22 protein-coding genes and 2 pseudogenes are annotated in these 25,232 nt (G+C 63.9%); 11 read left to right on the plus strand and 13 right to left on the minus strand.

The window, feature by feature from the left end:
* Nucleotides 1-141: 141 nt before the first annotated feature.
* The 5 genes from FAZ11_RS13890 to FAZ11_RS25205 all read right to left on the minus strand — a co-directional run bounded on the left by FAZ11_RS13890 (nt 142) and on the right by FAZ11_RS25205 (nt 3,535).
* The gene (locus tag FAZ11_RS13890) at nt 142-2,103 is read right to left on the minus strand and encodes a DUF7844 domain-containing protein (protein WP_081320056.1); all 1,962 of its coding nucleotides are present in this window, start codon (nt 2,101-2,103) and stop codon (nt 142-144) included.
* Entirely contained in the window at nt 2,100-2,420 is a 321-nt protein-coding gene (locus FAZ11_RS13895; RefSeq protein ID WP_058763100.1) for a DUF2388 domain-containing protein, read from the minus strand. The genes FAZ11_RS13890 and FAZ11_RS13895 overlap by 4 nt, the downstream gene beginning before the upstream one ends.
* A 34-nt stretch (nt 2,421-2,454) precedes the next feature.
* Nucleotides 2,455-2,754, minus strand: coding sequence for a DUF2388 domain-containing protein (locus tag FAZ11_RS13900; RefSeq protein WP_058768387.1), 300 nt, complete (start codon nt 2,752-2,754; stop codon nt 2,455-2,457).
* Between the two features lie 102 nt (nt 2,755-2,856).
* Entirely contained in the window at nt 2,857-3,177 is a 321-nt protein-coding gene (locus tag FAZ11_RS13905) for a DUF2388 domain-containing protein (RefSeq protein WP_058763096.1), read from the minus strand.
* A gap of 73 nt (nt 3,178-3,250) precedes the next feature.
* Nucleotides 3,251-3,535, minus strand: a complete 285-nt coding sequence (locus FAZ11_RS25205; RefSeq protein WP_338052962.1) for a DUF1127 domain-containing protein — start codon at nt 3,533-3,535, stop codon at nt 3,251-3,253.
* Between the two features lie 184 nt (nt 3,536-3,719).
* Here FAZ11_RS25205 and argC point away from each other — a divergent pair, with 184 nt between their 5' ends.
* Nucleotides 3,720-4,673 (plus strand): N-acetyl-gamma-glutamyl-phosphate reductase, encoded by a 954-nt coding sequence (argC, locus tag FAZ11_RS13915; RefSeq protein WP_058763092.1) that lies wholly within the window; start codon nt 3,720-3,722, stop codon nt 4,671-4,673.
* A 188-nt stretch (nt 4,674-4,861) separates the two neighbouring features.
* Here the strand turns inward: argC and yihA are convergent, their stop codons facing one another.
* Nucleotides 4,862-5,500, minus strand: a complete 639-nt coding sequence (gene yihA, locus FAZ11_RS13920) for a ribosome biogenesis GTP-binding protein YihA/YsxC (protein ID WP_058763090.1) — start codon at nt 5,498-5,500, stop codon at nt 4,862-4,864.
* Nucleotides 5,501-5,702: 202 nt separating this feature from the next.
* Between yihA and FAZ11_RS13925 the strand changes: the two genes are divergently transcribed.
* From FAZ11_RS13925 to FAZ11_RS13935, 3 genes are all read left to right on the plus strand, one after another.
* Nucleotides 5,703-6,332, plus strand: a complete 630-nt coding sequence (locus FAZ11_RS13925; RefSeq protein WP_058768389.1) for a thiol:disulfide interchange protein DsbA/DsbL — start codon at nt 5,703-5,705, stop codon at nt 6,330-6,332.
* 177 nt (nt 6,333-6,509) lie between these two features.
* Nucleotides 6,510-8,270, plus strand: coding sequence for a GGDEF domain-containing protein (locus tag FAZ11_RS13930; RefSeq protein WP_058773766.1), 1,761 nt, complete (start codon nt 6,510-6,512; stop codon nt 8,268-8,270).
* A 25-nt stretch (nt 8,271-8,295) separates the two neighbouring features.
* A complete protein-coding gene (locus FAZ11_RS13935) occupies nt 8,296-9,081 on the plus strand; it encodes an N-acetylmuramoyl-L-alanine amidase (protein ID WP_058782669.1) in 786 nt (261 codons plus the stop codon).
* 70 nt (nt 9,082-9,151) lie between these two features.
* Here FAZ11_RS13935 and gbdR read toward each other — a convergent pair whose 3' ends face one another.
* Nucleotides 9,152-10,249, minus strand: a complete 1,098-nt coding sequence (gene gbdR / locus FAZ11_RS13940; RefSeq protein ID WP_058768392.1) for a choline metabolism transcriptional regulator GbdR — start codon at nt 10,247-10,249, stop codon at nt 9,152-9,154.
* A gap of 464 nt (nt 10,250-10,713) precedes the next feature.
* Between gbdR and choX the strand changes: the two genes are divergently transcribed.
* From choX to choV, 4 genes are all read left to right on the plus strand, one after another.
* Nucleotides 10,714-11,652 (plus strand): choline ABC transporter substrate-binding protein, encoded by a 939-nt coding sequence (gene choX / locus FAZ11_RS13945; RefSeq protein ID WP_058773768.1) that lies wholly within the window; start codon nt 10,714-10,716, stop codon nt 11,650-11,652.
* Nucleotides 11,653-11,932: 280 nt separating this feature from the next.
* Nucleotides 11,933-12,868, plus strand: coding sequence for a choline ABC transporter substrate-binding protein (locus tag FAZ11_RS13950; RefSeq protein ID WP_074529037.1), 936 nt, complete (start codon nt 11,933-11,935; stop codon nt 12,866-12,868).
* A gap of 120 nt (nt 12,869-12,988) precedes the next feature.
* Complete coding sequence (gene choW / locus FAZ11_RS13955) at nt 12,989-13,831, plus strand: choline ABC transporter permease subunit (protein WP_058763076.1); 843 nt, start codon at nt 12,989-12,991, stop codon at nt 13,829-13,831.
* Between the two features lie 3 nt (nt 13,832-13,834).
* Nucleotides 13,835-15,070 (plus strand): choline ABC transporter ATP-binding protein, encoded by a 1,236-nt coding sequence (choV, locus tag FAZ11_RS13960; RefSeq protein ID WP_058768395.1) that lies wholly within the window; start codon nt 13,835-13,837, stop codon nt 15,068-15,070.
* Between the two features lie 390 nt (nt 15,071-15,460).
* Here choV and purU read toward each other — a convergent pair whose 3' ends face one another.
* From purU to glyA, 6 genes are all read right to left on the minus strand, one after another.
* The gene (gene purU / locus FAZ11_RS13965; RefSeq protein ID WP_058763072.1) at nt 15,461-16,318 is read right to left on the minus strand and encodes a formyltetrahydrofolate deformylase; all 858 of its coding nucleotides are present in this window, start codon (nt 16,316-16,318) and stop codon (nt 15,461-15,463) included.
* Between the two features lie 100 nt (nt 16,319-16,418).
* A complete protein-coding gene (locus tag FAZ11_RS13970) occupies nt 16,419-17,048 on the minus strand; it encodes a sarcosine oxidase subunit gamma (protein ID WP_058763070.1) in 630 nt (209 codons plus the stop codon).
* 15 nt (nt 17,049-17,063) lie between these two features.
* Entirely contained in the window at nt 17,064-20,084 is a 3,021-nt protein-coding gene (locus FAZ11_RS13975; RefSeq protein WP_058785397.1) for a sarcosine oxidase subunit alpha, read from the minus strand.
* A complete protein-coding gene (locus FAZ11_RS13980) occupies nt 20,081-20,380 on the minus strand; it encodes a sarcosine oxidase subunit delta (RefSeq protein ID WP_058763066.1) in 300 nt (99 codons plus the stop codon). Before FAZ11_RS13980 ends, FAZ11_RS13975 begins: the two co-directional genes overlap by 4 nt.
* Before the next feature lie 11 nt (nt 20,381-20,391).
* Nucleotides 20,392-21,642, minus strand: coding sequence for a sarcosine oxidase subunit beta family protein (locus tag FAZ11_RS13985; protein ID WP_058768398.1), 1,251 nt, complete (start codon nt 21,640-21,642; stop codon nt 20,392-20,394).
* A gap of 79 nt (nt 21,643-21,721) precedes the next feature.
* Entirely contained in the window at nt 21,722-22,975 is a 1,254-nt protein-coding gene (gene glyA / locus FAZ11_RS13990) for a serine hydroxymethyltransferase (protein ID WP_058763061.1), read from the minus strand.
* A 213-nt stretch (nt 22,976-23,188) separates the two neighbouring features.
* On the opposite strand from glyA, the pseudogene FAZ11_RS25515 reads away from it, so the two are divergent.
* From FAZ11_RS25515 to FAZ11_RS14000, 3 genes and pseudogenes are all read left to right on the plus strand, one after another.
* A pseudogene (locus FAZ11_RS25515) lies at nt 23,189-23,959 on the plus strand (PAS domain-containing protein); the annotation flags it as partial.
* Nucleotides 23,960-24,070: 111 nt separating this feature from the next.
* Nucleotides 24,071-24,547 (plus strand): annotated as a pseudogene (locus FAZ11_RS25520) (methyl-accepting chemotaxis protein); the annotation flags it as partial.
* 83 nt (nt 24,548-24,630) lie between these two features.
* Nucleotides 24,631-25,059, plus strand: coding sequence for a universal stress protein (locus FAZ11_RS14000; protein ID WP_058773772.1), 429 nt, complete (start codon nt 24,631-24,633; stop codon nt 25,057-25,059).
* Nucleotides 25,060-25,232: the final 173 nt, after the last annotated feature.

Genomic DNA, 25,232 nt, shown 5'->3' on the forward strand with positions numbered 1-25,232 from the left:
GGGCTTCGCTAACGCTCAACCCAACCTACAGAGGCGCTTTCGTAGGTTGGGTTGAGACGGTTTCATCGTCGAAGCCCAACAGTGGAAGCTAGGCCTTGGGCACTGTTGAGCGCAGCGAAGCCCAACAAAGTATCAACCGCCCTACTTCAGCTCCAGGCCACCACTGGCCTTGTTCAGCTCACGCAGGTGCTTGCCCAAGAGGTCCAGGTTAGCCTCGGTCAGATCCAGGCCATCCCGTGCCTCGGGCGAGAGCAACTGGCGGACCTCATTGTTCAGCGTATCCCTGAGGCTGCGCAGATGGGCCTGGCGCTTCTGGCTCTCGGCGGTCAGTTGCTGCCATTCACCCGGCTGCGGCAGGCCATAGCCGGCGGTACCCAGCAATTCGGCGGGCCGACTCAGGTAGCCGCTGTCCTTGAGAATCTGTTCCAGGGCATTACCGGCCTTGCCGAAGCGCGCCTTGTCCACCGCGTCCTCACCCAGGTAGCGGTCCTTGAGCTCGGTCTGGGCCTGCAGCAACGCCCGGCGATAGGCCGCCTGCTCCAGCAGCAACAGGGCGGCACTGCCGCGCAGGTCGGCGCGGGTGAAATAGGTGCGGCGCTGCTCTGGAGTCAGGGCCAGCCAGGCCTCCACATCCGGCTGAGGGAGGTTCAGGCGCTCCTTGGCCACCTTGAACATCGCCTGGAAGCGCTCGCGGAAACTGTCGAAGCGATAGCCCAGGCGTAGCGCCTCGCGCGGATCGTCCAGCACCGAGGTGTCCACCAGCCCCTTAATCCTCAGGGCATCCATCAGCCCGGTGGGGGTGATGACATCGAGCTGGGCAGCCGCCAGACGCGGTACCCCGTCGTGCAACAGCTTGAAGGTCTCCACCGCACAATTGTTGGTGATGAAGTAGTACTGGCCGTCATAGCTCCAGTGCACCTGGGCCGTGCGCTCAAGGAAGTCGGCGATCTCCGGGCGGGTCAGCTTGAGGGGGACCGATTGCAGGCCCCGCAGCTCTACCTTGGTGTATTCGTCCACCACCTGAGCCAGCGGCAGCACGAACAGCCGCGAGGGGTAGGAGCCGGTCAGGCCGCGCCAACTGGAGAGCTGGACATCGTTGACGAAAGCGCGGAACGACAGCACCAGATGGTATTGCAGATCCAGCCGGCAATCCGGCCCACGCGGCCGCCCGGGTGCGCAGACCACCAGGCGCAGCATGCTGTGCCCCCAGCGACTCATGACCTTCTCGTTGCCCTCGGCGAGCAGGTAGTCCACCGCATAGACCCGCTCCGGATCGAGCCAGCCCAGGGGCGCCTCGCCGAAGTCGTTGCCGGCGTTGAGATAGGGATAGCGACCGGGACAGGCGTCGTGCGGCGGCGACCAGCCAAAATGCTGGGCGAAATACTGCTGCAGTCCCGGTCGCCGGCAGGCGTAGCTGGGGTCAAGCAGGAAGTACTCCATGTTCACCGCCACGAATTCCTTCGGGTTGGTGAGCTCATAGAGATCGGGACTGCGGGCAACGAACAGATTCTTGGATTCGCGATTACCGTATTTGCGGGTCTTCACCTGCCAACCAGCCAGGTCCAGCAGACGCGGATCATCCGACAGCGTATAGCTGCGCCCAGCCTGCCCCTGGCATTTGAGCGGCAATTTGTCGGACGTCAGGTCCAGGCCACCGCAGTACAGGATCAGCTGGCGCTGCGCGGGCGTCCAGACCTGCTCACGATCGTAGAAGTGGGTCAGCTCATGGAGCACCGTGGCCAGCAGCTCGCGATGCTGGGTGCCGTGGGGACGCCCGGTCTGGATCCGGGTATCGCTGCCATCCACCAGGCTCGGCAACAGACGACGGTTGAGTTGCAGGGTGCGGCGATCGGCCTCGCCATAGGCCTCCTGCAATAACTCATCACTCCAGTGCACCTGGATACGCTCATCCAGTGCCGCCTTGAATGTCGGTGGCAGCAAGGCCTGGGCTTCATCCAGCAGGTGCTGGGTCGCCTGGACCTGGGCCGGCGTCAGCCCCTGGGTATCGAGTTCGAGGCGCAGGGCGGCCTGGGCCCCACCGAGGGCCAACCCGGCCGCAAGGCCGGCCAGCCACACCCACAGCCGGCCGGCACGGCCGTTCACAGCGCGAGGATGGCTTGAGCCAGCTGCAGATCGTTGGCCTCGCGGGCAGCCGGGAGCTGATCGCGCAGGCTGCGGAAGGCTTCTTCCAGCTGCACGCCTCGGATGTCGCCATTGCTGGCGACGAAACTGGCGGCATCGCCACGCGCCGCCTGGATCATCTTGGCATCGCGGATGGACGTGGTGGTATCGGAGGTGAAGTCGATGCTGCGCTGCAGCGCCCGCACCACGATGTTACTGGTGGCCACCAGGGTCTGGGCCTGAGCCAGGCTCGAAACGCCCAGGGTCAGGGCAGCGGCGATAAGCAGGGAACGGCGCATGGATACTCCAGGGATGTCACGGAATTGAAACGGATTACTGACTCAGAATGGCCTGGGCGAGTTCCCGATCGGACGCGTGCAAGCCGGGATCGGCCGCGCGCAGGGCTCTCAGGGTTTCTTCCAGCTGCGCGCCACGCACGACGCCGTCGGTGGCGACGAAGGTCGCGGCATCGTCCCGCGCCGCCAGGACCAGCTTGTTCTGGAAGGGCGCGGTGGTCAGCTGGCTGGTGCCATAGATGGTCTTGACCAGACTCTCGGTGGTGGAGTCGAAGGCAAACGCCGGTGCGGCAAGAGAGAGACCGAGCAGCAGCCCGGCAGAACGGCGGAAAAACATGGTTGGCGACCCTCCGGTGGCAGATGGTCGCCAAGGCTAACGCAGCACCCCGCTGCGGGCTAGCCGCCAAGCGGCGCGCCGAGCGTTTCGCGGTGTTGCGCTTTAGATGGCGAGGATCGCCTGTGCCAGTTGCGCATCGCTGGCCTGACGCAGCTGCGGCGCCTGGGTGCGCAGATGATCCAGCGCCGCCTCCAGGCGTACCCCGCGAATATCGCCGGCGCTGCCGACGAAACTGGCGGCGTCATCACGCGCCGCGAGCACCAGCTTGTCGTTCTTGAACGAACCGGTGATGGCTGAGGTGGCATCGGAGGTCGCGTCGATGGCGTTGACGATGATGTCGGTGGTGACATAGAAACTCGACGCCGAAGCGGCGGAGGACAGGCAGAACAGCGCCGCGGCGGCGCCCAGGTGTAGCGTTTTCATGGATGACTCCCGTCTGGATAGGCCTGAGTGAGACTACCGTCAGCGCCAGTAAGTCGCATCCCGACGCGGAATTTCACTCTCGCCAGAACGGCTTGTCGCCTTCCCGAGACTGATCTGCTTGATTCAGGCCCAGATCGGCCAGCGCTCGGCTGTCCAGTTGCTGCAGCTGCCGACGCGAGACCATCCGGTGCCGCCAGCGGGCCAACAGCCCGAGCAGACGGCCGAGTCCAAGGCGGCGGGTACTGAGGCGTACGAGCGAGGGGCTAGACGAAAGGCGGTCCATGGCAAATTCCAGTGAAGCGGCAGGGAGACCCAGCTTCACCGGTAACAGGCAAGCAAAACACTTACAGCCATGCATTACTGTATCCGTACAAATTCTTATAAATAAAATCTGTACTCATCAAAGCTGATCGAACCGCTCTGGCCCGGTCTGCTGCGCTGGTCGCATGAAATGCAGCTGTATCCCTGACCTCCGACATATTCTTGAACTGCTCGAATCGCTACAATCGGCTTTTCAGCGCCCATCCGCGAGAGGCACCGCCATGAGCTTCAAAGTTTTCGTCGACGGCCAGGAAGGCACCACCGGCCTGCGTCTGCTGGACTACCTGACCGGTCGCCCGGACATCGAGCTGCTGCGCATCGACGAAAGCAAGCGCAAGGACCCAGCCGAGCGGGCCCGCTTCCTCAATGCCGCCGACGTGGCCTTCCTGTGCCTGCCCGACGCCGCCTCCCGTGAAGCGGTCAGTTTGGTCACCAATCCGCACACCTGCATCATCGACGCCAGCACCGCCTTCCGCACCGACAGCAGCTGGACCTACGGCCTGCCCGAGCTGGCCCCCGGTCAGCGCGAGGCGCTGCGCGCCAGCAAGCGCATCGCCAACCCTGGCTGTCACGCCACCGCCTTCATCCTGCTAGCCCGCCCACTGGTGGACGCCGGCCTGCTGGCCCCGGAGACGCCGCTGTCGGCCTTTTCCCTGACCGGTTACAGCGGCGGCGGCAAGCAGATGATCGCCGCCTACGAAGCGGGTGGCGATGCGCGTCTGCAGAGCCCACGTCCCTACGCCATGGCCCAGGGCCACAAGCACCTGCCGGAAATGCGCGTGCAGAGCGGTCTGGCCGCGGCTCCCGTGTTCAGCCCCATCGTCGGTCCCTTCCTCAAGGGCCTGGCGGTGACCATTCCGCTGCACGCCAGCCAATTGCGTCCCGGCACCACCGCCGCTGATCTGCAGGCCGCCCTGGCGCGTCACTACGAGGGCGAAGCCTTCATTCGCGTCGCACCGGTGGCGGCCGAGGAGGAGTTGGACAATGGCTTCTTCGACGTCCAGGCCAGCAACGACACCAACCGTGCCGACCTCTTCGTCTTCGGCAACGCCGAGCGACTGACCCTGGTCGCGCGCCTGGACAACCTGGGCAAGGGCGCGGCCGGGGCGGCGGTGCAGTGCATGAACGTGCACCTGGGCGTCGACGAGGGCCTGGGGCTCAACAACGGCCGCTGATCCGAGCACGCGCTTTATTCTCGGCCGGGGCGAACCTTTTTCACGGTGCCCCGTCTGAACAGCTGAACGGTTTGGATAGCCGTTCTGCTCCTTTGCTGTTTAGTGTTGGCAGATTCTGGCCCCCGCTTGGGCGGACCAGACTTGGACTCCGGACTTCTCCCCTCCCCCGATGGAAGTCCGGAGTTTTTTTATGCCTCGGCGGCCGGCTCGCCCAGGCCCAGCCAAGCGGCCAGCACCCGCTGGGCGTCTTCCACACCCTGGCGCTTGGGCGCCGAAAACAGCTGGATGCTGGCGGTATCGCCCCAGCCTTGGCGCACGTCGCGCTGCACCTTGAGCAGAGCATTCTTCTGGGCACCGAAGGCGAGCTTGTCGGCCTTGGTCAACAGGATATGCAGCGGCATGGAACTGGCCTGGGCCCAGTCCAGCATCAAACGGTCGAACTCGGTCAGCGGATGGCGGATGTCCATCAGCAGCACCACGCCGCTGAGCGAATGACGGCTGCTCAGATAGGCTTCCAGGTGCTCCTGCCAGTGCTGCTTGAGCGGGATCGGCACCTTGGCGTAGCCATAACCGGGCAGGTCCACCAGGCGTCGCTCTTCATCCAGGGAAAAGAAGTTGAGCAACTGGGTACGCCCAGGCGTCTTGGACGTGCGCGCCAGGCTCGCGTGGGTCAAGGTATTGAGCGCACTGGATTTGCCGGCGTTGGAGCGCCCGGCGAAGGCCACTTCCCGGCCGCTGTCGCTCGGGCACTGCTCGACCTTGGCGGCACTGATGAGAAAGGACGCCTGCTGGCACAGACCGACGATGGGATTCTTGAAGCTGGACATGGGCGTACTCGCGACCGCGCGGCAAAGCCAGCAGTATATCGGATGCGCCAGATGAGGGCCCTGCCCTCCGGTAAGCTGAACGAAGCCTGAACATGGCCGGCGTCCACTAGGCAGGCGACTAGGCGTGGCGATGCACCCGGCTACAATGCCCGCAGTTCGTAACGCCCGGTTGGTGGGCGTCTCATTCTTTAGGAGTAGCCCTATGCGTAATCTGCTTTTCTCCGCCGTGTTCGCCGCCGCCAGCCTGTTCGGTGCAGTCGCCCATGCCGACGACATCCAAGCCGGCAAGCAATACACGGAATTGAGCAGCCCAGTGCCTACCTCCACACCCGGCAAGATCGAGGTGGTGGAGCTGTTCTGGTACGGCTGTCCGCACTGCTATGCCTTCGAGCCTACCCTCAACGCCTGGGTGAAAAAGCTGCCCGCTGACGTCGACTTCAAGCGCGTACCGGCCATGTTCGGCGGCATCTGGAACGTCCACGGTCAGTTGTTCGTGACCCTGGAAGCCATGGGTGTGGAAGCCAAGGTGCACGACGCCGTCTTCGCCGCCATCCACAAGGAGCACAAGAAGCTGGACACCCCCGAGGCAATGGCCGACTTCCTCGCGACCCAGGGCGTGGATCGCGAGAAATTCCTCAGCACCTACAACTCCTTCGCCGTGAAGGGGCAGGTGGAAAAGGACAAGAAGCTGGCCATGGCCTACCAGATCACCGGCGTACCGACCATGGTGGTCGACGGCAAGTACCGCTTCGACCTGGGCTCCGCCGGTGGTCCGGACGAGGCGCTGAAAGTCGCCGACTTCCTGATCCAGAAAGAACGCGCCGCCAAGTAAGTTTCCGCCGCCGCCGCATCCTGCGGCGGCGGCGCCTCAGCTCGTCCCTCCCAAGCGGCCTCCGGTCGTCCTGCTCAAACTTTCCTCGTACTGGCCGATACCCTAGCGACTATCAAGTCGGCTGGCCGCCCCGTCGTGCCTGCCTGCCAGCCACCCTCAAGCCTTTGGAGCAGGCGGATGGAGCGCGCGGACGTCGAACGCTGGAAAAACAAATACCTCGAAAGCCTCGAAAATCAAGAGCGCCTGGAAAGCCGGTGGGAGAACCGGCTCGACCTGGTGCGCCGGGGGCTGGTGCGCAGCAGCCTGGCCGCCGAAGGCAACGACGCGGCGGTGGACGCCTGCCTGGTCGAATTGCGTGACATCCTCCGCCGTGACGACAGCGACGCCGATCTCGCCAAGCTCATCCCGCGCCTGGAGCGCACGGTGCTCGACTCCGAACAGCGGCGGGAACTGCGGACGCGGCAGGTCGCCGAGGCCTTCGCCGAACTCTGCCGGCTACTGCTGACCCTCGAACTGCCGCGCGATCAGCGCAAGGCACTGAAGGGCTTTGCCAAGCGCGCCCAAGCCGCGGCCGGGCAACCGGGCGAGCTGCCTGCACTGCTGGGTGAGTTCAGCCGGCTCCAGCAACAAGCCCTGAGTGCCCTGCAACCCGACCAACCGGCGCGGCCCGGTTTCTTGCAGCGACTGCTCGGCGGCCGCGGCGAGCAGGCCGAAGACTCCGCCGCACCGCTGGCAGAGGCCGCAGCCACGGTAGCTGCAGACCCAGCCGTCGCGGAGCTACCGTCGCCAGCCGAACAGCCAGCGACAGCGCTCGGCGAGTCCGCGCCCGTCTCGCTGGAGCCGGCCGCCTCCGCCGACCCCGCCTATGCCCTGCCACCCGTTCCCGAGCCCGGTTACAGCGCCATCGCGCCGCACCTCGAAGCCACCCTGCTGCGCCTGCTCGACGACCTGGCCCTGCCCGACAGCCACAAGCCGCAGGCCGAACAGTTGCGCCAGCGGATCCAGGGCAGCCTGAACTGGTACGAACTGGTCCCGGTGCTCGATGACCTGTCGATCCTGGTGCTCGCCCTCAATCATTCCGGCCAGAGCGAATTCCAGCATTACCTGCGCCAACTCAACGAGCGCCTTTCGGCCTTCCAGACCGGCCTGCAGGATATCCATGTCGAGCGCCAGGACGGCCAGACCCAGGAGCGTGCCTTCGGCGATGCCCTGCGTGGCCAGGTGAACGAGCTACAGACGGAAGTCCAGGACGCCACCGACCTGGACAGCCTCAAGCTGTCGCTGGATGCCCGCCTCGAAGGCCTGCTGTCCAGCCTGGCCGACCAGCAGTCCCAGCGGGAAACCCGCGAGCAGGCAGCCAACGAACGCCTGACCGCGCTGACCGAAAGGGTCACCACCATGGAGCGCGAAGCCCAGCAGTATCGCGGTCATCTGGAAGAGCAGCGGCAAAAGGCGCTGTGCGATCCGCTCACCGGGCTGCCCAATCGTGCCGCCTGGAGCGAGCGCCTGGAACTGGAGGTGGCCCTCTGGCAACGCCATGGTGGCGACCTGCTGTTGGCCGTGCTCGATGTGGACCTGTTCAAGCGCATCAACGATGGTTATGGCCATCTGGCCGGCGACAAGGTGCTCAAGATCATCGGTGGCGAATTGCAGCGTCGCCTGCGCAAGACTGACTTCATCGCCCGCTTCGGTGGCGAAGAATTCGTCTTGCTGCTGGGCGCCACCCCCATCGCGGGTGGCGTTACGCTGCTCGAACAGCTGCGCGCCGCCGTGGCGGCCTGCCCCTTCCATTTCAAGGGCGAACGCGTGGTCATTACCCTGTCCGCTGGTCTTGCGGCCTTTGCGCCGGGCGAAGATGCCGATACCGTATTCGAGCGTGCCGACCAGGCGCTCTACCGCGCCAAACGCGCCGGACGCGATCGCCTGGAAGTGGCCTGACCCTTTCCAGCTTCGCGAGGTAACCGTGCGCTATCTGTTCAAGCTCCTTCCCTGGCTACTCTGTGGCCTGCTGCTGGCCGGCTGCGCCAGCGGTCCGCGTATCAACGACGACTACACCTCCCGCGATCAGGACAGTCGGGTGCAATACATCGTGTTGCACTACACCGCCGCCGACTCCAAGCAGTCACTCAAGCTGCTGACTCAGGCCGGCGTCAGCGCCCATTATCTGATCGATACGGACGGCACCATCTATCGCCTGGTGGACGAGAATCGCCGCGCCTGGCATGCCGGTGCCAGCGAATGGGAAGGCCGTACCTGGCTCAACTCCACCTCCATCGGCATCGAGATGGTCAACCTGGGCTTTCGCGATACCCCGACCGGGCGCCAGTGGTATCCCTTCAGCGAAGCCCAGATCCAGGCGCTGATTCCGCTACTTAAGGACATCGAACAGCGGCATGGCCTGGATCGCAGGGCCATCGTCGGCCACAGCGACATCGCCCCGGGGCGCAAGCAGGACCCCGGCCCGCTATTTCCCTGGTCACGGCTGGCCGCCGCCGGCCTGATCAACTGGCCAGACCCCGCCGTGGTCGCCCAGCGCCAGGCCAGCCTGGGCGGCGTGCTGCCATCACCGGCGTGGTTCCAGGACCAGTTGGCGCGTATCGGTTATGCGGTGCCTCGCACTGGCGTGCTCGATGCCGCCACCCGCGACGTCATCGGCGCCTTCCAGATGAAATACCGGCCAGGGCGTTTCGATGGCCAGCCGGATCTGCAGACAGCGGCTCTGTTGCTCAGCCTGCCCAGCGGTCGCTGAGCGTTTTCAACACAAAGAGAGACAGCACTCCGCCTACCCTCTCCGGAGTAGGCGTAGCCCTATCGAACCGCTACAGGCGTACGCTGGCGAAAGTCGATTCGCCCTGCGCCTGGCTCAAGGCCGCGAGCGCCGAAGAAGCCGGCATCAGTGACAATTCCTGGGACAGTGGCATCAGGGAGATGGGCTGCTGAATGGTCGGACCCTGGCGCTCGTCACGCGGCGGGATACCGAAGTACTCGCGGTAGCACTTGGAAAAGTGCGGGGTGGAGACGAAGCCGCATACCGAAGCGACCTCGATGATCGAGAGCGTGGTCTGCTTGAGCAGCTGCCGCGCGCGGATCAGACGCAGCTTGAGGTAGTAACGCGACGGCGAGCAGTGCAGGTACTTCTGGAACAGTCGCTCCAACTGCCGCCGGGACACATCCACGTACACGGCCAGCTCGTCGAGATCGATGGGCTCTTCCAGGTTGGCTTCCATCAGCGCCACGATTTCCTGCAACTTGGGCTGGTTGGTGCCGAGCATATGCTTGAGAGGTACGCGCTGGTGATCCTGTTCGTTGCGAATACGCTCGTAGATGAACATTTCCGAGATGGCGGCGGACAGTTCGCGGCCATGCTCGCGGCCGATCAGGTGCAGCATCATGTCCATCGGCGCGGTACCGCCAGAGGCCGTGCAGCGATTACGGTCGATGGTGAATAGACGCGTGCTCAGCACGACGCGCGGATAGGCTTCCTGCAGTGCCGCCAGGGTCTCCCAGTGCACGCTGCAGTCGTACCCATCGAGCAGCCCGGCGCGGGCCAGCGCCCAGCTACCAGTACAGACCGCACCCAGCTTGCGCCCTTGGCGTGCCTGACTCTGCAACCAGGTGCAGTGCTCGCGCGACACGCTCCGCTGGATACCCACGCCACCACAGACGATTACCATGTCCATTGCCGGAGCCGCGCTCACGGCGCTATCGGGAGTGATCTGCAAGCCATCGCTGGCCCGCACCGGACGGCCGTCCAGGCTCAGGGTACACCAGCGATAGAGCTCCCGCCCCGACAGCTGATTGGCCATGCGCAGCGGCTCCACGACCGAAGCCAGGGAGATGAGCGTGAAGTTATCCAGTAGTAGAAAACCAATGGACTGCATGGCACGAGGCTGTGACGGGGATTGAACGGACGACATGGTAGGACTCTCCTTCACGCAGGCTGAAGGCCCTTTCTGGGCTCTTTTGAAGTCCGGCGAACGGCCTGGGCCAGGCAAGATGTCGCGGACACGTAAGTTATGTCGCAAATCCCATGCCGGAATCGGCAGAACCTTTCACTGCCGAAGCGGTCTGCGCCGGACAAACCACGCCCCAGGGCGAGAGGGCCTTGATTGAATAGGGTTTTTAGTTGCGACCAAACGCATCCCAGACCGACCTTTTATTGATAGCCAGTGGCCATACCTGCTACCTCGGTAACACCAAAGCGTAACGGGGGCGCGCCAAAATGTGGCAACTCGACTCAGCGAGCACGGTTCTAGGTCAGGGCCACAACCGCCTGTCGCTCTTCTGCTTACTTGTAGCGCCAGGCCGCAAACAGCGCTACTAGACGGCTCGGTAAGTGCAGCGGTGAAGTTTTCGACCTTCCTGATCACTGGAGTCCAGGATGAAGATAGCCGTCTGCGTGGCACTGTCCGGCCTGTTGTTGTGCACGACCCTCCAGGCCGCCGAACCCGAAAACTGTCGTAGCGTGCGCTTCACCGACGTCGGTTGGAGCGATCTTGCGATCACCAACGCGATGGCCCGCTATCTGCTCGGCGCGCTCGGTTATGAAACCGAGGTTACCCGCCTATCCCTGCCAAACAGCTACGACGCCTTGGCCAAGAACGATGCCGATGTCTTCCTCGGCAACTGGATGCCGGCGCAGGCCAAGGTCAGCCAGGCCTTTATCGACAACGGCAGCGTCGAGCGGCTGCGCAGCAATCTCGAAGGGGCCCGCTACACCCTGGCCGTCCCCCAATACGTCTACGACGCTGGGGTGAAGAATTTCGCCGACATCGCCCGCTTCGGCGATCGCTTCGACCACACCCTCTATGGCATCGAGAAGGGCAACGACGGTAACGCCTTGGTCAAGAAGATGATTGCCAGCAACGCCTTCGGCCTGGGTGACTTCAAACTCGACGAATCCAGCGAGCAAGGCATGTTGACTCAGGTGCGCATGAAGCACTTGCTGAACAATCAGTGGATCGTCTTCCTCGCCTGGGAACCGCATCCGATGAACCTGAGATACAAGCTGGCCTATCTCGACGGCGGGGACGATTACTTCGGCCCGAACCAGGGCGGCGCCACGGTCTATACCGTGGTACGCAAGGGTTACGCCCAGCAATGTCCCAACGTCGGCAAACTGCTCGGCAACCTGGTCTTCACCCCGGCCATGGAGAACCTCCTGATGGATCGGGTGGCCAACGAGCAGGAGAACCCGCGGCGTGCGGTGCGAACCTGGCTCAAGCAGAACCCCGAGCAGCTGGAGGCCTGGCTCAAGGGCGTCAACACGCGCAGCGGCGCCCCGGGAAACGCCGCGGTCAAGGCCAGCCTGGCCAATTGACGCGCGCCTCACACAAGGCCTGCCGAGGTACTGCTGCAGCTATCGAACCGAGTTTTCCAGCCAGGCCGCGCCAGCGGATCACGGAAATTACCTGATCTTTCCTCCACGCTGTGCCGAGGCTCAAGGGGTTCAAGCTGGATGCGACATTTCCGCTTCTGGTTACGACGCCGCGTACACTGCTAGCGACGCAGGCGGTAGGCGAGCCTGGGGGGATAGGTTACAGATAAATACACGCGGGGCTCATCGAAAAGCCCTCCGCCAAACTCTAGGAGAGTTGTCCATGAAAGGTCGTTCCCGTTGGCTCTTGGGTGTTGCACTGTCGGCTCCGCTGGTCGCGCTGGCCGCCGAGCCAGCTTCTTGTGACAAGGTTCGCTTTGCTGACGTCGGCTGGACCGACATCACGGTCACCACGGCGGTAACCAGCGAGGTGCTGAAGGCCCTCGGTTACCAGACCACGACCAACATGATCTCCGTACCCGTTACCTACAAGTCGCTGCAGAACAAGGATATCGACGTCTTCCTCGGCAACTGGATGCCGAGCATGGCCGCCGATATCAAGCCCTACACCGACAATGGCAGCGTCGAGACGCTGCGCGCCAACCTCGAAGGCGCCAAGTACACCCTGGCGGTACCCGACTACGTCTACGATGCCGGGGTGAAGACCTTCGCCGACCTCGCCAAGTACGCCGACAAGTTCGACGACAAGATCTATGGCATCGAGCCAGGCAACGACGGTAACCGCCTGATCCAGGGCATGATCGACAAGAACACCTTCGATCTGGGTAAGTTCAAGCTGGTTGAATCCAGTGAAGCGGGCATGCTGTCCCAGGTGCAGCGCGCCGAGCGGCGCAAGCAGTGGGTGGTCTTCCTCGGCTGGGAACCCCATCCGATGAACACCCGCTTCAAGATGAAGTACCTCTCGGGCGGCGACGACGTCTTCGGTCCCAACTACGGTGGCGCCACCATCTACACCAACGTCCGCAAGGGCTACGTCCAGGAATGCCCGAACGTGGGCAAGCTGCTGACCAACCTGTCCTTCACCCTGGACATGGAAAACCAGCTGATGGACAAGGTCCTCAACGAAAAAGAGGCGCCGAGCGCCGCCGCCAAAGCCTGGATCAAGGCTCATCCGCAGCAACTCGAACAGTGGCTGGCCGGGGTGACCACGCGTGATGGCAAACCGGGTCTCGCCGCGGTCAAGGCTGCCGGCCTGTAACAAGTACGACTTCCAACCCTCCCACGCCGGTTCGGGTGGGAACTGCCGCAGCCGGAGCAACTCTGCCTGCTCCTTCCTTCCACAGACCAGCTGACGGGCATCGCTATGACGAGCTTCGCTATGTTGCTAACAGAACACAAACTTCCCTTGGGACAGTACATCGCCAATTTCATCGACTGGCTGACGCTGCATGGCGCCAGCGTGTTCGACAAGATCTCCGACGTACTCTCCTCCCTCATCCACGGCCTTACCGCCGGCCTGATGTGGTTCCACCCGTTGGCCTTCATCGGCCTGGTAGTGGTCGGGGTGTATCTGCTGCAACGTAGCATCGGGCTCACCGTGTTCGCCCTCGCCGCCTTGCTGCTGATCCTCAACCTGGGCTATTGGCAGGAGACCATGGAAACCCTGGCCCAGGTGGTGTTCGCCACCCTGGTGTGCATCGCCGTCGGCGTGCCGTTGGGCATCATCGCGGCCCACAAGCCCTGGTTCTACACCGGCCTGCGTCCGGTGCTCGACCTGATGCAGACGGTGCCGACCTTCGTCTACCTGATCCCCACCCTGACCCTGTTCGGCCTGGGCGTAGTGCCGGGACTGATCTCCACCGTGGTCTTCGCCGTGGCCGCCCCCATTCGCCTGACCTGCCTGGGTATCCAGGATGTCCCGGCCGAACTGATGGACGCCGGCAAGGCCTTCGGTTGCTCGCGCTGGCAGTTGCTGACCCGTATCGAACTCCCGCACGCCATGCCCAGCATCGGTGCCGGTATCACCCAGTGCATCATGCTCTCGCTGTCCATGGTGGTGATCGCCGCGCTGGTGGGTGCCGACGGCCTGGGCAAGCCGGTGGTGAACGCGCTCAACACCGCGGACATCTCCCTGGGCTTCGAAGCCGGGCTGTCCATCGTCCTGATCGCCATCCTGCTCGACCGGGTGTGCAAGCAACCCGCCCCACGCGAGGTTAAATAAGTCATGACCGCTATTCGTTTCGAACATGTCGATGTCATCTTTGGCAAGCAGAGCAAGCGTGCCCTGGAGCTGCTCGACCAGGGCAAGGGCCGCAACGAGATCCTGCAGGAAACCGGCCAGGTACTGGGCGTCGAGGATGCCTGCCTGGAGGTCCAGAAGGGTGAGATCTGCGTGTTGATGGGCCTGTCCGGCTCGGGCAAATCCAGTCTGCTCCGCTGCATCAACGGCCTGAATACCGTGAGCCGTGGCAAGCTTTTGATCGAGCATCAGGGCAGCCAGGTGGATATCGCCAATTGCTCCCCCGCCGTCCTCAAGGACATGCGCACCACCCGCATCGCCATGGTGTTCCAGAAGTTCGCTCTGATGCCCTGGCTGACCGTGGCCGAGAACGTAGGCTTCGGCCTGGAAATGCAGGGCCGTTCGGCAGCCGAGCGCAAGAAGCTGGTCGACGAGAAGCTGGAGTTGGTCGGTCTGACCCAATGGCGCAACAAGAAGCCCGATTCCCTCTCCGGTGGCATGCAGCAGCGCGTCGGCCTGGCCCGCGCCCTGGCCATGGACGCCGACATCCTGCTGATGGACGAGCCCTTCTCCGCCCTCGACCCGCTGATCCGCCAGCAGCTGCAGGATGAACTGCTGCAGCTGCAAGCCAAGGTCAACAAGACCATCGTCTTCGTCAGCCACGATCTGGACGAGGCGCTGAAGATCGGCACCAATATCGCCATCATGAAGGACGGTCGCATCATCCAGCACGGCCGCCCTGAGGATATCGTGCTCAATCCGGCGGACGAGTACGTGCGCACCTTCGTCGCCCACACCAATCCGCTCAACGTGCTCAGCGGCTACAGCCTGATGCGTGGTCTGGACAAGTGCGGCCGTGAAGGCAACGAGATCTGCCTGGAGCGCAGCCATGACATCTGGCTGGCCCTGGATGGCCAGGTGGTCAAGGCCCTGCGTCGCGGCGGCGAAAGTCTGTCCCTGCAGCGCTGGAACCCGGATATGCCTATCAGCAGCCTGCAGCGTCAACCGACCCTGGCGCCAGCCGATATCCGCATGCGCGATGCCCTCGAGATCCGCTATCACACCGGTCACAAGCTGGTCCTGGAAACCGATGGCCGTGCCGTCGGCATCCTCGGCGACAAGGAGCTCTACCACGCCCTGCTGGGTAAGAATCTGGAAAAGGCAGGTGATGAAGACGTCGCGCCGCCAGCGGTTCGCTCGCAACTGTCCCAGGCGGGTTGATCGCCCTTGCAAACGCCCCAGTCTCTCGTACTGGGGCGTTTGGAGTCCCACCGAAGTCCCGCTACTCTTGGCCAGTTGATGGCCAGCCATCTCGCGATAGCCGCACCCTCATCCTCTTAGCAAAACAATATTTTCTTGCTGCGTCCGCATGCGTCAGAACGTCTGCGCTGCGACGTTAGCTTTCCATTGGCCTTAGGCAAGGCAATCTCTGGGTACGATTAGCGTTAGGGATGAAGAGCAGTCACAAGCGCAATTGATGGCCGCTCACCATGCGAGTCGCGCAAGCGGAAAATAGAAGATGAAGGCGAGGCCGGAAGAACGGAAGGAAGGTTACTTCTGCCAGGGTATACGCAGCGCCCCTGGCAGAACCGTCAAGGAATAACGAGCGTCTTAAAGCACCACCGTCCGGCCGGTATTGAGAAAGACTCGCCGATCCAGGTGATAACCCACGGCCCGCGCCAGGGTGAGGCATTCGATGTCACGCCCCTTGGCCACCAGATCTTCGGCATAGTGCGCATGGTCCACGGGTTCGACGCCCTGGGCGATGATCGGGCCCTCGTCCAGGTCATTATTGATGTAGTGCGCCGTGGCGCCCACCAGCTTCACGCCCTTGGCATAAGCCTGGTGATAGGGGCGCGCGCCCTTGAAGCCTGGCAGCAAGGAGTGATGGATGTTGATCGCCCAGCCATCGAGTTGTCGGCAGAGTTCGGGAGACAACACCTGCATGTAGCGCGCGAGAATGACCAGCTCAGCACCTGTCTCCTGCAACACCTGCCAGACCTTGGCCTCCTGGGCCGGCTTGTCCTGCGGATCGAGCGGGAAATGGTGATAGGGAATGCCATGCCAGGCCGCCAGCGGCTCGAGATCCGGATGATTGGAGATGACCGCGACTACATCCATGGGCAACTGGCCGATACGCTGGCGATAGAGCAAGTCGTTGAGGCAGTGATCCGCCTTGGAAACCATGATGGCGACCTTGGCTCGATAGCCCGGCGGCACCAGCTCGAAGGTCATGTCGAAGGGCGTGAAGCGCAGATCCAGCCCTACCCGGAACAGGCCTTCGTTGAAGTCGGCAGGCACCTGGAATTCGACCCGGATGAAAAAGCGCTGGGCTTCGCGATCATCGAAGCTGTGATGCTGGGTCACGTAGCAACCCTGCTCGAATAGATAGCGCGTGACCACGTCCACGGTGCCGAGGCGGCTCGGGCTCTGGGCGGTGAGAATCCAGGTATCGGGCGTACGGCTCATGATGAATTCCTTTGCATTGAGATGAAGCCAAAACCACAAAACCCGACCTGCGCATCACGCAGGTCGGGTTCAATAGAGCGCGACTGAACGCAGCGACCGATCAGGCCTCGATGCGCAGTCCGTACTCGGCACTCGCGTCCTGCAGCCACAGCCAGACGTAGTCGGCGAAGCTGCGGCGCACCACCAGTTCCCAGGTGTCTTCCGCCGTGTGGCGGATCACCAGTTGGGACTTGGCGAATACCGTACCCACCGCCTTGCCGACCGGAAAGCTGTTCGGATGGACGTCATAGGAGGTGGACTTCATCAGCACTTCGCGGACCTTGGGGCCCTTGAGTTCGACCAGCGTCTGGCCACCACCGACGTTGACGATGGCGACATGGCGCTCGCCGAGCGCCTGGCGCAGGGCTTGCTCGGTAGCGAACTCGGTGCCACCGGGCACCACCAGCAGCCACTCGTCCGGGCCGAGCCACTGCAGCGAGCTCTCGCCCTTCTGGGTGATCGCCAGCGGACCGGGCACTTCCAGCCCGACCACACTGGCCACCGCGCCGGTGAAACCCTCGTCATGGGCATCGCCACGGATGACCAGATGTCCCAGCAGGGCTCGCTCGCGCAGGGTGACCCCGGCGTTGGCCGGGCCACGTCCCGCCAGCTTATTCAGCTCGGCGTGGAACAGCGGGGATTCGGCGCGCGCCTTGGCGGAGTATTGATCGTAAACATTGATGTCGTTCATGGGGCGCTATCCTCGTTAGGCGACGTTCTGCCGCTCACCCTTGGGGTCGTAGAACACCGGCGAGACGATCTCGGCAGCGACGTAGCGGCCATCGGCCAGCGGTGCGTAGACGGTCTGGCCCATGCGGCTCAGGCCACCCTTGACCATGGCCATGGCGAAGCCATAACCCAGGGTCGCGCTGTAGTAGCTGGAGGTGACGTGACCGACCATGTCCATCGGGATCGGCTGATTACGCTCGAACACCAGTTGAGCACCTTCCGGCAGCACATCGCGGGCATCCAGCGGCTTGAGGCCGACCAGTTGCTTGCGGTTCTCGCGGACGCAATCCTGGCGATGCATGCCGCGTTTGCCGATGAAGGAGAAGCTCTTGTTCAGGCTGACGGCCCAGCCCATGCCCAGGTCCTGCGGCGTGACCGAGCCATCGGTGTCCTGGCCGATGATGATGAAGCCCTTCTCCGCCCGCAGCACGTGCATGGTTTCGGTGCCGTAGGGGGTGAGGTCGAATTCCTTGCCTGCGGCCACCACCTGCTCCAGAACGCCCATGGCGTAGTTGGCCGGTACGTTGATCTCGTAGGAGAGCTCGCCGGTGAAGGAGATACGGAACACCCGTGCCGGTACGCCACCCACCTGACCTTCCTTCCAGGCCATGAAGGGGAAGGCGGCGTTATCCAGATCGATGTCGGTCAGCTTGGCCAGCAGCTTGCGGCTGTTGGGGCCGGACAGGGTCAGGGTCGCCCAGTGGTCGGTGACCGAGGTGAAGTACACCTCCAGTTCCGGCCATTCGGTCTGGTGGTACAGCTCCAGCCATTCGAAGACGCGCGCGGCGCCGCCGGTGGTGGTGGTCATCAGGAAGTGGTTGTCGGCGAGACAGGCGGTGACGCCGTCGTCGAAGACCATGCCGTCTTCCTTGCACATCAGGCCGTAGCGCGCCTTGCCGATGTCCAGCTTGGTCCAGGCGTTGGTGTAGACGCGGTTGAGGAATTCCCGCGCATCCTTGCCCTGGATGTCGATCTTGCCCAGGGTGGAGGCGTCGAGCAGACCGACACTGCGGCGGACGGCCAGGCACTCGCGGTTGACCGCGGCATGCAGATCCTCGCCCGCCTTGGGGAAGTACCAGGGCCGCTTCCACTGGCCGACATCTTCGAACAGTGCACCCTGCTTGAGGTGCCAGGCGTGCAGCGCGGTGTAGCGCTTGGGTTCGAACAGGGCACCGCAGTGGCGACCGGCAATGGCGCCGAAGGTCACCGGGGTGTAGTTCGGGCGGAACATGGTGGTGCCGACTTCCGGGATGGCCTTGCTCTGCACGCGGGCGGCGATGGCCAGACCGTTGATGTTGCCCAGCTTGCCCTGGTCGGTACCGAAGCCCATGGCGGTGTAGCGCTTGACGTGCTCGATGGACTCGAAGCCCTCGCGGCAGGCCAGCTCGATGCCGGCGGCGGTCACGTCGTTCTGCAGATCGACGAACTGCTTGGGTGCCCGCGACGAAGGCTTGTCGTGGGGTACCTGGAACAGCGCCAGGGTCGGCTCTTCCTGACGGTATTCGGCCTGGGGCACCTCACCGCTGACGACCTGGGCACCGGCTTCGGCGGCAGCGGTCGCGCCGGCTTCGAAACCATCGGCCAGGACGTCACCTAGGGCGAAGACGCCGTTCACGCCTCCGGCACAGACGCGCTTCTGCGGCGCCGGACCGGGGACGAAGGCCTGGATGTCATCGCGCCACAGCGGACGGCCGCCCAGGTGCGAGGCCAGGTGGACCACCGGGCTATAGCCGCCGGAGGTGGCGATGAGGTCGCAGTCGAGCCACTCGCCCGCACCCAGGGTGCGGAAGGCGGTCAGGTCGATGGTGGCGATCTTGGCGCCGGTCACGCGGGTACTGCCGCGGGCCTCGCTGACGGCGGTACCGCCCATGACGCGCACGCCACGCTTGCGGACTTCCTCGACCCAGGCGCCACGCGGATTGGGACGCGCATCGGCGATGGCCACCACCTGGCGACCGGCTTCGAGCCAGTCCAGAGCCACGCGGTAGGCGTAATCGTTGTTGGTGGACAGCACCAGGCGCTGGCCCGGGGCCACGGCATAGCGACGGATATAGGTGGAAACGGCGCCGGCTACCATGTTGCCCGGCAGGTCGTTGTTGGCGTACACCAGCGGACGCTCGTGGGCGCCGGTTGCCAGCACCACGCGAGTGGCACGGACACGGTGCAGGCGCTGACGCACCTGGCCATGGGGCGCGCGATCACCCAGGTGGTCGGTCAGGCGCTCATGAATGGTGAGGAAGTTGTGGTCGTGATAGCCGTTCACCGTGGCGCGCGGCAGCAGCACGACGTTGTCCAAGCCCTGCAACTCGGCCACGGCCTTGGTTACCCACTCGGCCGCCGGGGCGCCATCGAGACGCTCGCGGCTGTCCAGCAGGCTGCCACCAAATTCTTCCTGCTCGTCAGCCAGGATCACCCGGGCACCACTGCGGCCGGCGGCCAGGGCTGCGGCCAGGCCGGCGGCACCACCACCAACGACCAACACATCGCAGTGCTGGTTGAAATTATCGTAGGTATCCGGATCGACCTGGGTCGGCGCACGCCCGAGACCGGCCGCCTTACGGATGTACTTCTCGTAGGTCATCCACAGATTCTGCGGATACATGAAGGTCTTGTAGTAGAAGCCGGGCGGCATCATCTTGCCGCCGACCTTGCCAAGAATCCCCATGAGGTCATTGTTCACGCTGGGCCAGCCATTGGTGCTGGCGGCTACCAGACCCTGATACAGGGCTTGCTGGGTGGCGCGGACGTTGGGGATCTGGGTGGCTTCGGTCGCGCCGATCTGCATGATGGCGTTGGGCTCTTCGGCGCCCGCAGCGACGATGCCGCGCGGCCGGGAGTACTTGAAGCTACGCCCGACGATATCCACGCCGTTGGCCAGCAGGGCCGACGCCAGGGTGTCACCCTTGAAGCCCTGATAGGTCTGACCGTTGAAGGTGAAGGTGATGGCCTGGCTGCGGTCCAGGCGACCGCCCTGGGTGAGTCGATGGACCTGGCTCATGTGCGCTCTCCTCGCTCGGCGGTGAAGCGGGGTTGCTCGCCGATCGGATAGGTTTCGAGAATTTCGTAGGTCTCGGTGTTACGGGTGGCGTTGAAGTACTGGCGGCACCCCGAAGCGTGCACCCAAAGTTCGTGGCGCAAGCCGCGCGGGTTGGTACGGAAGAACATGTACTCGCCCCACTCCTTGTCGCTGCAGGCTTCGGGATCCAGGGGGCGCGCGATGTGCGCTTCGCCGGCCGCGTGGAATTCTTCTTCGGAGCGCAACTCCCCACAGTGGGGACAACGGATGTACAACATGCTCGGGCTCCTTAGTGCGCGACGGCCGCAGCGCCGTGTTCGTCGATCAGCGCACCGGTGTGGAAACGGTCGATGGAGAAGGGTTTGGCCAGCGGATGCATCTCGCCCGCAGCGAGCGATGCCGCGAAGACGTTGCCCGAACCGGGGGTAGCCTTGAAGCCACCGGTGCCCCAGCCGCAGTTGAAGAACAGGTTCTCCACCGGCGTCTTGGAAATGATCGGGCAGGCATCCGGGCAGGTGTCCACGATGCCGCCCCACTGGCGGTTCATGCGCACCCGCGAGAGGATCGGGAACATCTCGACGATGGCCTGCAGGGTGTGCTCGATCACCGGATAGGAGCCACGCTGGCCATAGCCGACCCAGCTGTCGATACCGGCACCGATCACCAGGTCGCCCTTGTCGGACTGGCTGATGTAGCCGTGTACCGCGTTGGACATGATGACGCTGTCGATGATGGGCTTGATCGGCTCGGACACCAGGGCCTGCAGCGGGTGGGATTCGAGCGGCAGACGGAAGCCGGCGAGCTTGGCCATGTGGCCGGAGTTACCGGCGGTGACCACGCCGACGCGCCGGGCGCCGATGAAGCCACGGGTGGTCTCCACGCCGATCACCTTGCCATCCTGCTTGCGGAAGCCGGTGACTTCGGTCTGTTGGATCAGGTCGACGCCCAGGGCATCGGCCGCGCGGGCGAAACCCCAGGCCACGGCGTCGTGACGGGCCACACCACCGCGACGCTGAACCGTGGCGCCGAGGATCGGATAGCGGGTGTTCTTGCTGCAGTCCAGGTAGGGGATCTCTTCGGCCACCTGACGGGTGTCGAGCAGTTCGCCGTCCACACCGTTCAGGCGGTTTGCGCTGACCCGGCGCTCGGAGTCGCGCATGTCCTGCAGGGTATGGCAGAGGTTGTAGACGCCGCGCTGGGAGAACATGACGTTGTAGTTGAGGTCCTGGGACAGGCCTTCCCACAGCTTCATGGCATGCTCGTAGAGCTGCGCGGATTCGTCCCACAGGTAGTTGGAGCGCACGATGGTGGTGTTACGGGCGGTGTTGCCGCCGCCCAGCCAGCCCTTCTCGATCACCGCGACGTTCTTCACGCCGAATTGCTTGGCGAGGTAGTACGCAGTGGCCAGGCCATGGCCGCCACCACCGACGATGACCACGTCGTAGACCGGCTTGGGCGTGGGCGTGCGCCACATGCGCTGCCAGTTTTCGTGGTGGCTCAGGGAGTGCTTGAAGAGGCCGAAGCCGGAATAGCGTTGCATCTGGAGACTCCTACAGACGACTCCCCTTTCCCGGCGAGGGGGAAAGGGGTGGGATAGGGGCTAGGCCCGGACGGCGGGATTAGCGATAGACCGGGTAATCCCGGCACAGCTCGGCAACCTGGCGCGCCACCTGGGCTTCCACGTCGGCGTCGCCGAGGTGGTCGAGGATGTCGCAGATCCAGCCGGCCACGCGCTCGCTCTCGCTGACGCCAAGGCCACGGGTGGTGAGGGCCGGGGTGCCGATGCGCAGACCCGAGGTCACGAACGGGGACTGGGGATCGTTGGGTACGGCGTTCTTGTTCACGGTGATGCAGGCGCGGCCCAGGGCGGCGTCCGCGTCCTTGCCGGTGATGCCCTGCTTGATCAGGCTGACCAGGAACAGATGGTTGTCGGTGCCACCGGAGACCACGTCGAAGCCACGCGCCTTGAACACGCCGGCCATGGCCTGGGCGTTCTTGATCACCTGCTGCTGGTAGCTCTTGAAGGCCGGCTCCAGCGCCTCCTTGAAGCAGACGGCCTTGCCGGCGATGACATGCATCAGCGGACCGCCCTGGGCACCCGGGAAGACCGCGGCGCTGAGCTTCTTCTCGATGTCGGCGTTGGCCTTGCACAGGATCAGGCCGCCGCGGGGACCGCGCAGGGTCTTGTGGGTGGTGGTGGTGACCACGTCGGCGAAGGGGACCGGGTTGGGGTAGACACCGGCGGCGACCAGGCCGGCGACGTGGGCCATGTCGACGAACAGATAGGCGCCTACGCTATCGGCGATATCGCGGAAGCGCTGGAAGTCCAGGGTCTTGGAGTAGGCGGAGAAGCCCGCCACGATCATCTTGGGCTTGTGCTCCTGGGCCAGACGCTCGACCTCGTCGTAGTCGATCAGACCGGTGTCGGTGTTCAGGCCATACTGCACGGCGTTGTACAGCTTGCCGGAGGAGCTGACCTTGGCACCGTGAGTCAGGTGGCCGCCGTGGGCCAGGCTCATGCCGAGGATGGTATCGCCGGCCTGCAGCAGGGCCAGGTAGACAGCGGCGTTGGCCTGGGAACCCGAGTGCGGCTGGACGTTGGCGTAGTCGGCACCGAACAGTTGCTTGGCGCGCTCGATGGCCAGCTGCTCGACCTTGTCGACATACTCGCAGCCACCGTAGTAGCGCTTGCCCGGATAGCCTTCGGCGTACTTGTTGGTCAGCACGCTGCCCTGGGCTTCCATGACGCGTTGGCTGGTGTAGTTTTCCGAAGCGATCAGCTCCAGGTGATGCTCCTGGCGCCGCGATTCCTCGCCCATGGCGGCGAACAACGCATCATCGTAGCCCTGGATTCGGTCCTGCTTACTAAACATCGCGGCGCTCCTAAATTGTGTGGCGGTGAAAACCACCCCCTTGGCGGCGATGGTAGGCCTGGGAACTTCCCCCAAGATGCCTGTTTACGCCGCAGGCCGGCGCGTTTGCGACAGCCGTCGGGTGCCCTTTTTTTGCCGCTCCTCGGCGTCGATAAAGTCTTCTTAGTGAGAGCCGATAAGTCGTCTCATACCCCCAGGACAGTGAGCCCCGCCATGTTCAACGCCCACTACAAGAAGACTATTGCTCAGTTACAAGGCGAGCTGTGTGCAAGCCAAGGGCTGACCCAGGCGCTGGAACGCTCCATGGCGGTGATCGAATTCGACGTGTCGGGCACGATTTTGCGCGCCAACGACAACTTTCTTCGGCTGACGGGCCACCGCGCCGATGCCCTGGTAGGGCAGCATCATCGCCAACTCTGCCCGCCGAAGATCGTCCAGGGCCGCGACTACGGCGACTTCTGGAATCGGCTCGGGCGTGGCGATTTCGTGTCCGGGACCTTCCAGCGACTCGACGCCCAAGGGCGCACCCTGTGGCTGGAAGCCAGTTACAACCCGATACCCGACGCCAGTGGCCGGGTAGTCAAGGTCGTGAAATACGCCCTGGACGTCACCCGCCAGGTCGAGCGCGACAGTGAAGCCCAGAGCAAGCTCAAGGCGCTGGACCGCGCCCTCGCCTGCATCGAGTTCGATCTCGACGGCCGCATCCTCACCGCCAACGCCAACTTTCTCGCCACCCTCGGCTACAGCCTGGGTGAGATCCAAGGCCAGCATCATCGGCTGTTCTGCGAGCCCAGCCTGGCCAACAGCAGCGAGTACGGTGATTTCTGGCGTCGTCTGAACGCGGGTGAATTCTTTCGCGGCCAATTCAAACGCCTTGGTAAGCACGGGCGCGTGGTGTGGCTGGAGGCAAGCTACAACCCGGTCTACGATGCCGCTGGCAAGCTCTACAAGGTCGTCAAGTATGCCAGTGACATCAGCGAACGGGTCGAAAAGCACGAGAGCGACGGTCGCAGTGCTTCCCGCGCCTACCATATCTCCGCAGAGACCGAGAAAGTCGCCGAACACGGCACCCAGATCATCCAGGCTGCGACCCAGGAAATGCGCGAGATCGCCCAGACCGTCAGCGCCTCCGCCGAGGTGATCGGCCAGCTGGGTCAGCGCTCCGAGCAGATCACCGCCATCGTCAACACTATCCGCGGCATCGCCGACCAGACCAACCTGCTGGCGCTCAACGCCGCCATCGAAGCGGCCCGTGCCGGCGATCAGGGGCGTGGCTTCGCCGTGGTGGCCGATGAAGTGCGCCAGTTGGCGGGCCGCACCAGCAGCGCCACGGCGGAGATCGCCGAGATGATCGGCAAGATCCTGGGAGAGACCCAGCAGGCCATCGCCAGCATGGAAACCACCCAGGGCCGGGCGATCAAAGGCGTGGAACTGGCGGACCAGGCCGGCGCGGTGATCGTGCAGATCCGCGATGGTGCCAGCGACGCCGTGGAAGCGGTCAGTATGTTCGCCAGCAAGCTGGACGAATCCGAGGTGATTCCCAAGGCGGCGCTCAACTGGGTAGGCCATTGAGCCCGCGCCCCTTTGATCTGGATCAGGCAACCCGGACGTGGACGGTCTAGCATGAAGACATATCCCTCTCGCGGAGATGTGCCATGCGTAACGTCCTGGTTGCCTATGACGGTTCGCCCAGCGCCGACAATGCCCTGCGCTACGTCCTCGACCTGGTGAAGGCGGGTCTGGCGCTGGAGCTGCATCTGCTCAATGTGCAGAACGAGCCGGAGATCTACGGCGCGCCCTTCGATGACCGCATCTTGCGGGAGTGGCGCGGCAGCCTGAGAGACAAGGCCGAGGACATCCTGGCCAAGGCGCGTCCGGCGCTGTTGGACGCCGGTATCGAGGCACAGACCCACGTGGGGTTTGGCGGCATCGCCGAGACCATCGGCGAGATGGCGCGCCACCTGGATGTCGATACGGTGGTGATGGGTACCCGCGGCCTGGGGTCGCTCAGCGGACTATTGCTGGGTTCGGTGGCCCATCGCGTGGTGCATCAGGTGCCTTTGCCGGTCATCCTGGTGAAGTGAGCACTCAATAAAAAACCAGCCCTTGGGCTAATGCCAGTCAGTTAAGCCTGACTGGCATTTTTCTTTCTGGTCGGATACTTCGAAGGCTTGGGCTTGATGACCCGCGGATAGGCACGGTAATCGCGCCTATGCGGCAGCACGAAATGCGGTGCCAAAGCATGCAGGTCGGCGAG

The organism is Pseudomonas rhizoryzae (genome assembly GCF_005250615.1).
Lineage (GTDB): Bacteria > Pseudomonadota > Gammaproteobacteria > Pseudomonadales > Pseudomonadaceae > Chryseomonas > Chryseomonas rhizoryzae.

Excerpts from the sequence above, each read along its gene's own strand:
- glyA (WP_058763061.1), bottom strand. The coding sequence starts at position 22,975 with ATGTTTAGTAAGCAGGACCGAATCCAGGGCTACGATGATGCGTTGTTC.
- gbdR (WP_058768392.1), bottom strand. The coding sequence starts at position 10,249 with ATGTCGTCCGTTCAATCCCCGTCACAGCCTCGTGCCATGCAGTCCATT.
- yihA (WP_058763090.1), bottom strand. The coding sequence starts at position 5,500 with ATGTCCAGCTTCAAGAATCCCATCGTCGGTCTGTGCCAGCAGGCGTCC.
- FAZ11_RS13980 (WP_058763066.1), bottom strand. The coding sequence starts at position 20,380 with ATGTTGTACATCCGTTGTCCCCACTGTGGGGAGTTGCGCTCCGAAGAA.
- purU (WP_058763072.1), bottom strand. The coding sequence starts at position 16,318 with ATGAGCCGTACGCCCGATACCTGGATTCTCACCGCCCAGAGCCCGAGC.
- FAZ11_RS14000 (WP_058773772.1), top strand. The coding sequence starts at position 24,631 with ATGCGTAACGTCCTGGTTGCCTATGACGGTTCGCCCAGCGCCGACAAT.
- FAZ11_RS13925 (WP_058768389.1), top strand. The coding sequence starts at position 5,703 with ATGCGTAATCTGCTTTTCTCCGCCGTGTTCGCCGCCGCCAGCCTGTTC.
- FAZ11_RS13930 (WP_058773766.1), top strand. The coding sequence starts at position 6,510 with ATGGAGCGCGCGGACGTCGAACGCTGGAAAAACAAATACCTCGAAAGC.
- choW (WP_058763076.1), top strand. The coding sequence starts at position 12,989 with ATGTTGCTAACAGAACACAAACTTCCCTTGGGACAGTACATCGCCAAT.
- FAZ11_RS13905 (WP_058763096.1), bottom strand. The coding sequence starts at position 3,177 with ATGAAAACGCTACACCTGGGCGCCGCCGCGGCGCTGTTCTGCCTGTCC.
- FAZ11_RS13895 (WP_058763100.1), bottom strand. The coding sequence starts at position 2,420 with ATGCGCCGTTCCCTGCTTATCGCCGCTGCCCTGACCCTGGGCGTTTCG.
- FAZ11_RS13975 (WP_058785397.1), bottom strand. The coding sequence starts at position 20,084 with ATGAGCCAGGTCCATCGACTCACCCAGGGCGGTCGCCTGGACCGCAGC.
- FAZ11_RS13900 (WP_058768387.1), bottom strand. The coding sequence starts at position 2,754 with ATGTTTTTCCGCCGTTCTGCCGGGCTGCTGCTCGGTCTCTCTCTTGCC.
- choX (WP_058773768.1), top strand. The coding sequence starts at position 10,714 with ATGAAGATAGCCGTCTGCGTGGCACTGTCCGGCCTGTTGTTGTGCACG.
- FAZ11_RS13985 (WP_058768398.1), bottom strand. The coding sequence starts at position 21,642 with ATGCAACGCTATTCCGGCTTCGGCCTCTTCAAGCACTCCCTGAGCCAC.
- FAZ11_RS13950 (WP_074529037.1), top strand. The coding sequence starts at position 11,933 with ATGAAAGGTCGTTCCCGTTGGCTCTTGGGTGTTGCACTGTCGGCTCCG.
- argC (WP_058763092.1), top strand. The coding sequence starts at position 3,720 with ATGAGCTTCAAAGTTTTCGTCGACGGCCAGGAAGGCACCACCGGCCTG.
- choV (WP_058768395.1), top strand. The coding sequence starts at position 13,835 with ATGACCGCTATTCGTTTCGAACATGTCGATGTCATCTTTGGCAAGCAG.
- FAZ11_RS25205 (WP_338052962.1), bottom strand. The coding sequence starts at position 3,535 with ATGCATGGCTGTAAGTGTTTTGCTTGCCTGTTACCGGTGAAGCTGGGT.
- FAZ11_RS13970 (WP_058763070.1), bottom strand. The coding sequence starts at position 17,048 with ATGAACGACATCAATGTTTACGATCAATACTCCGCCAAGGCGCGCGCC.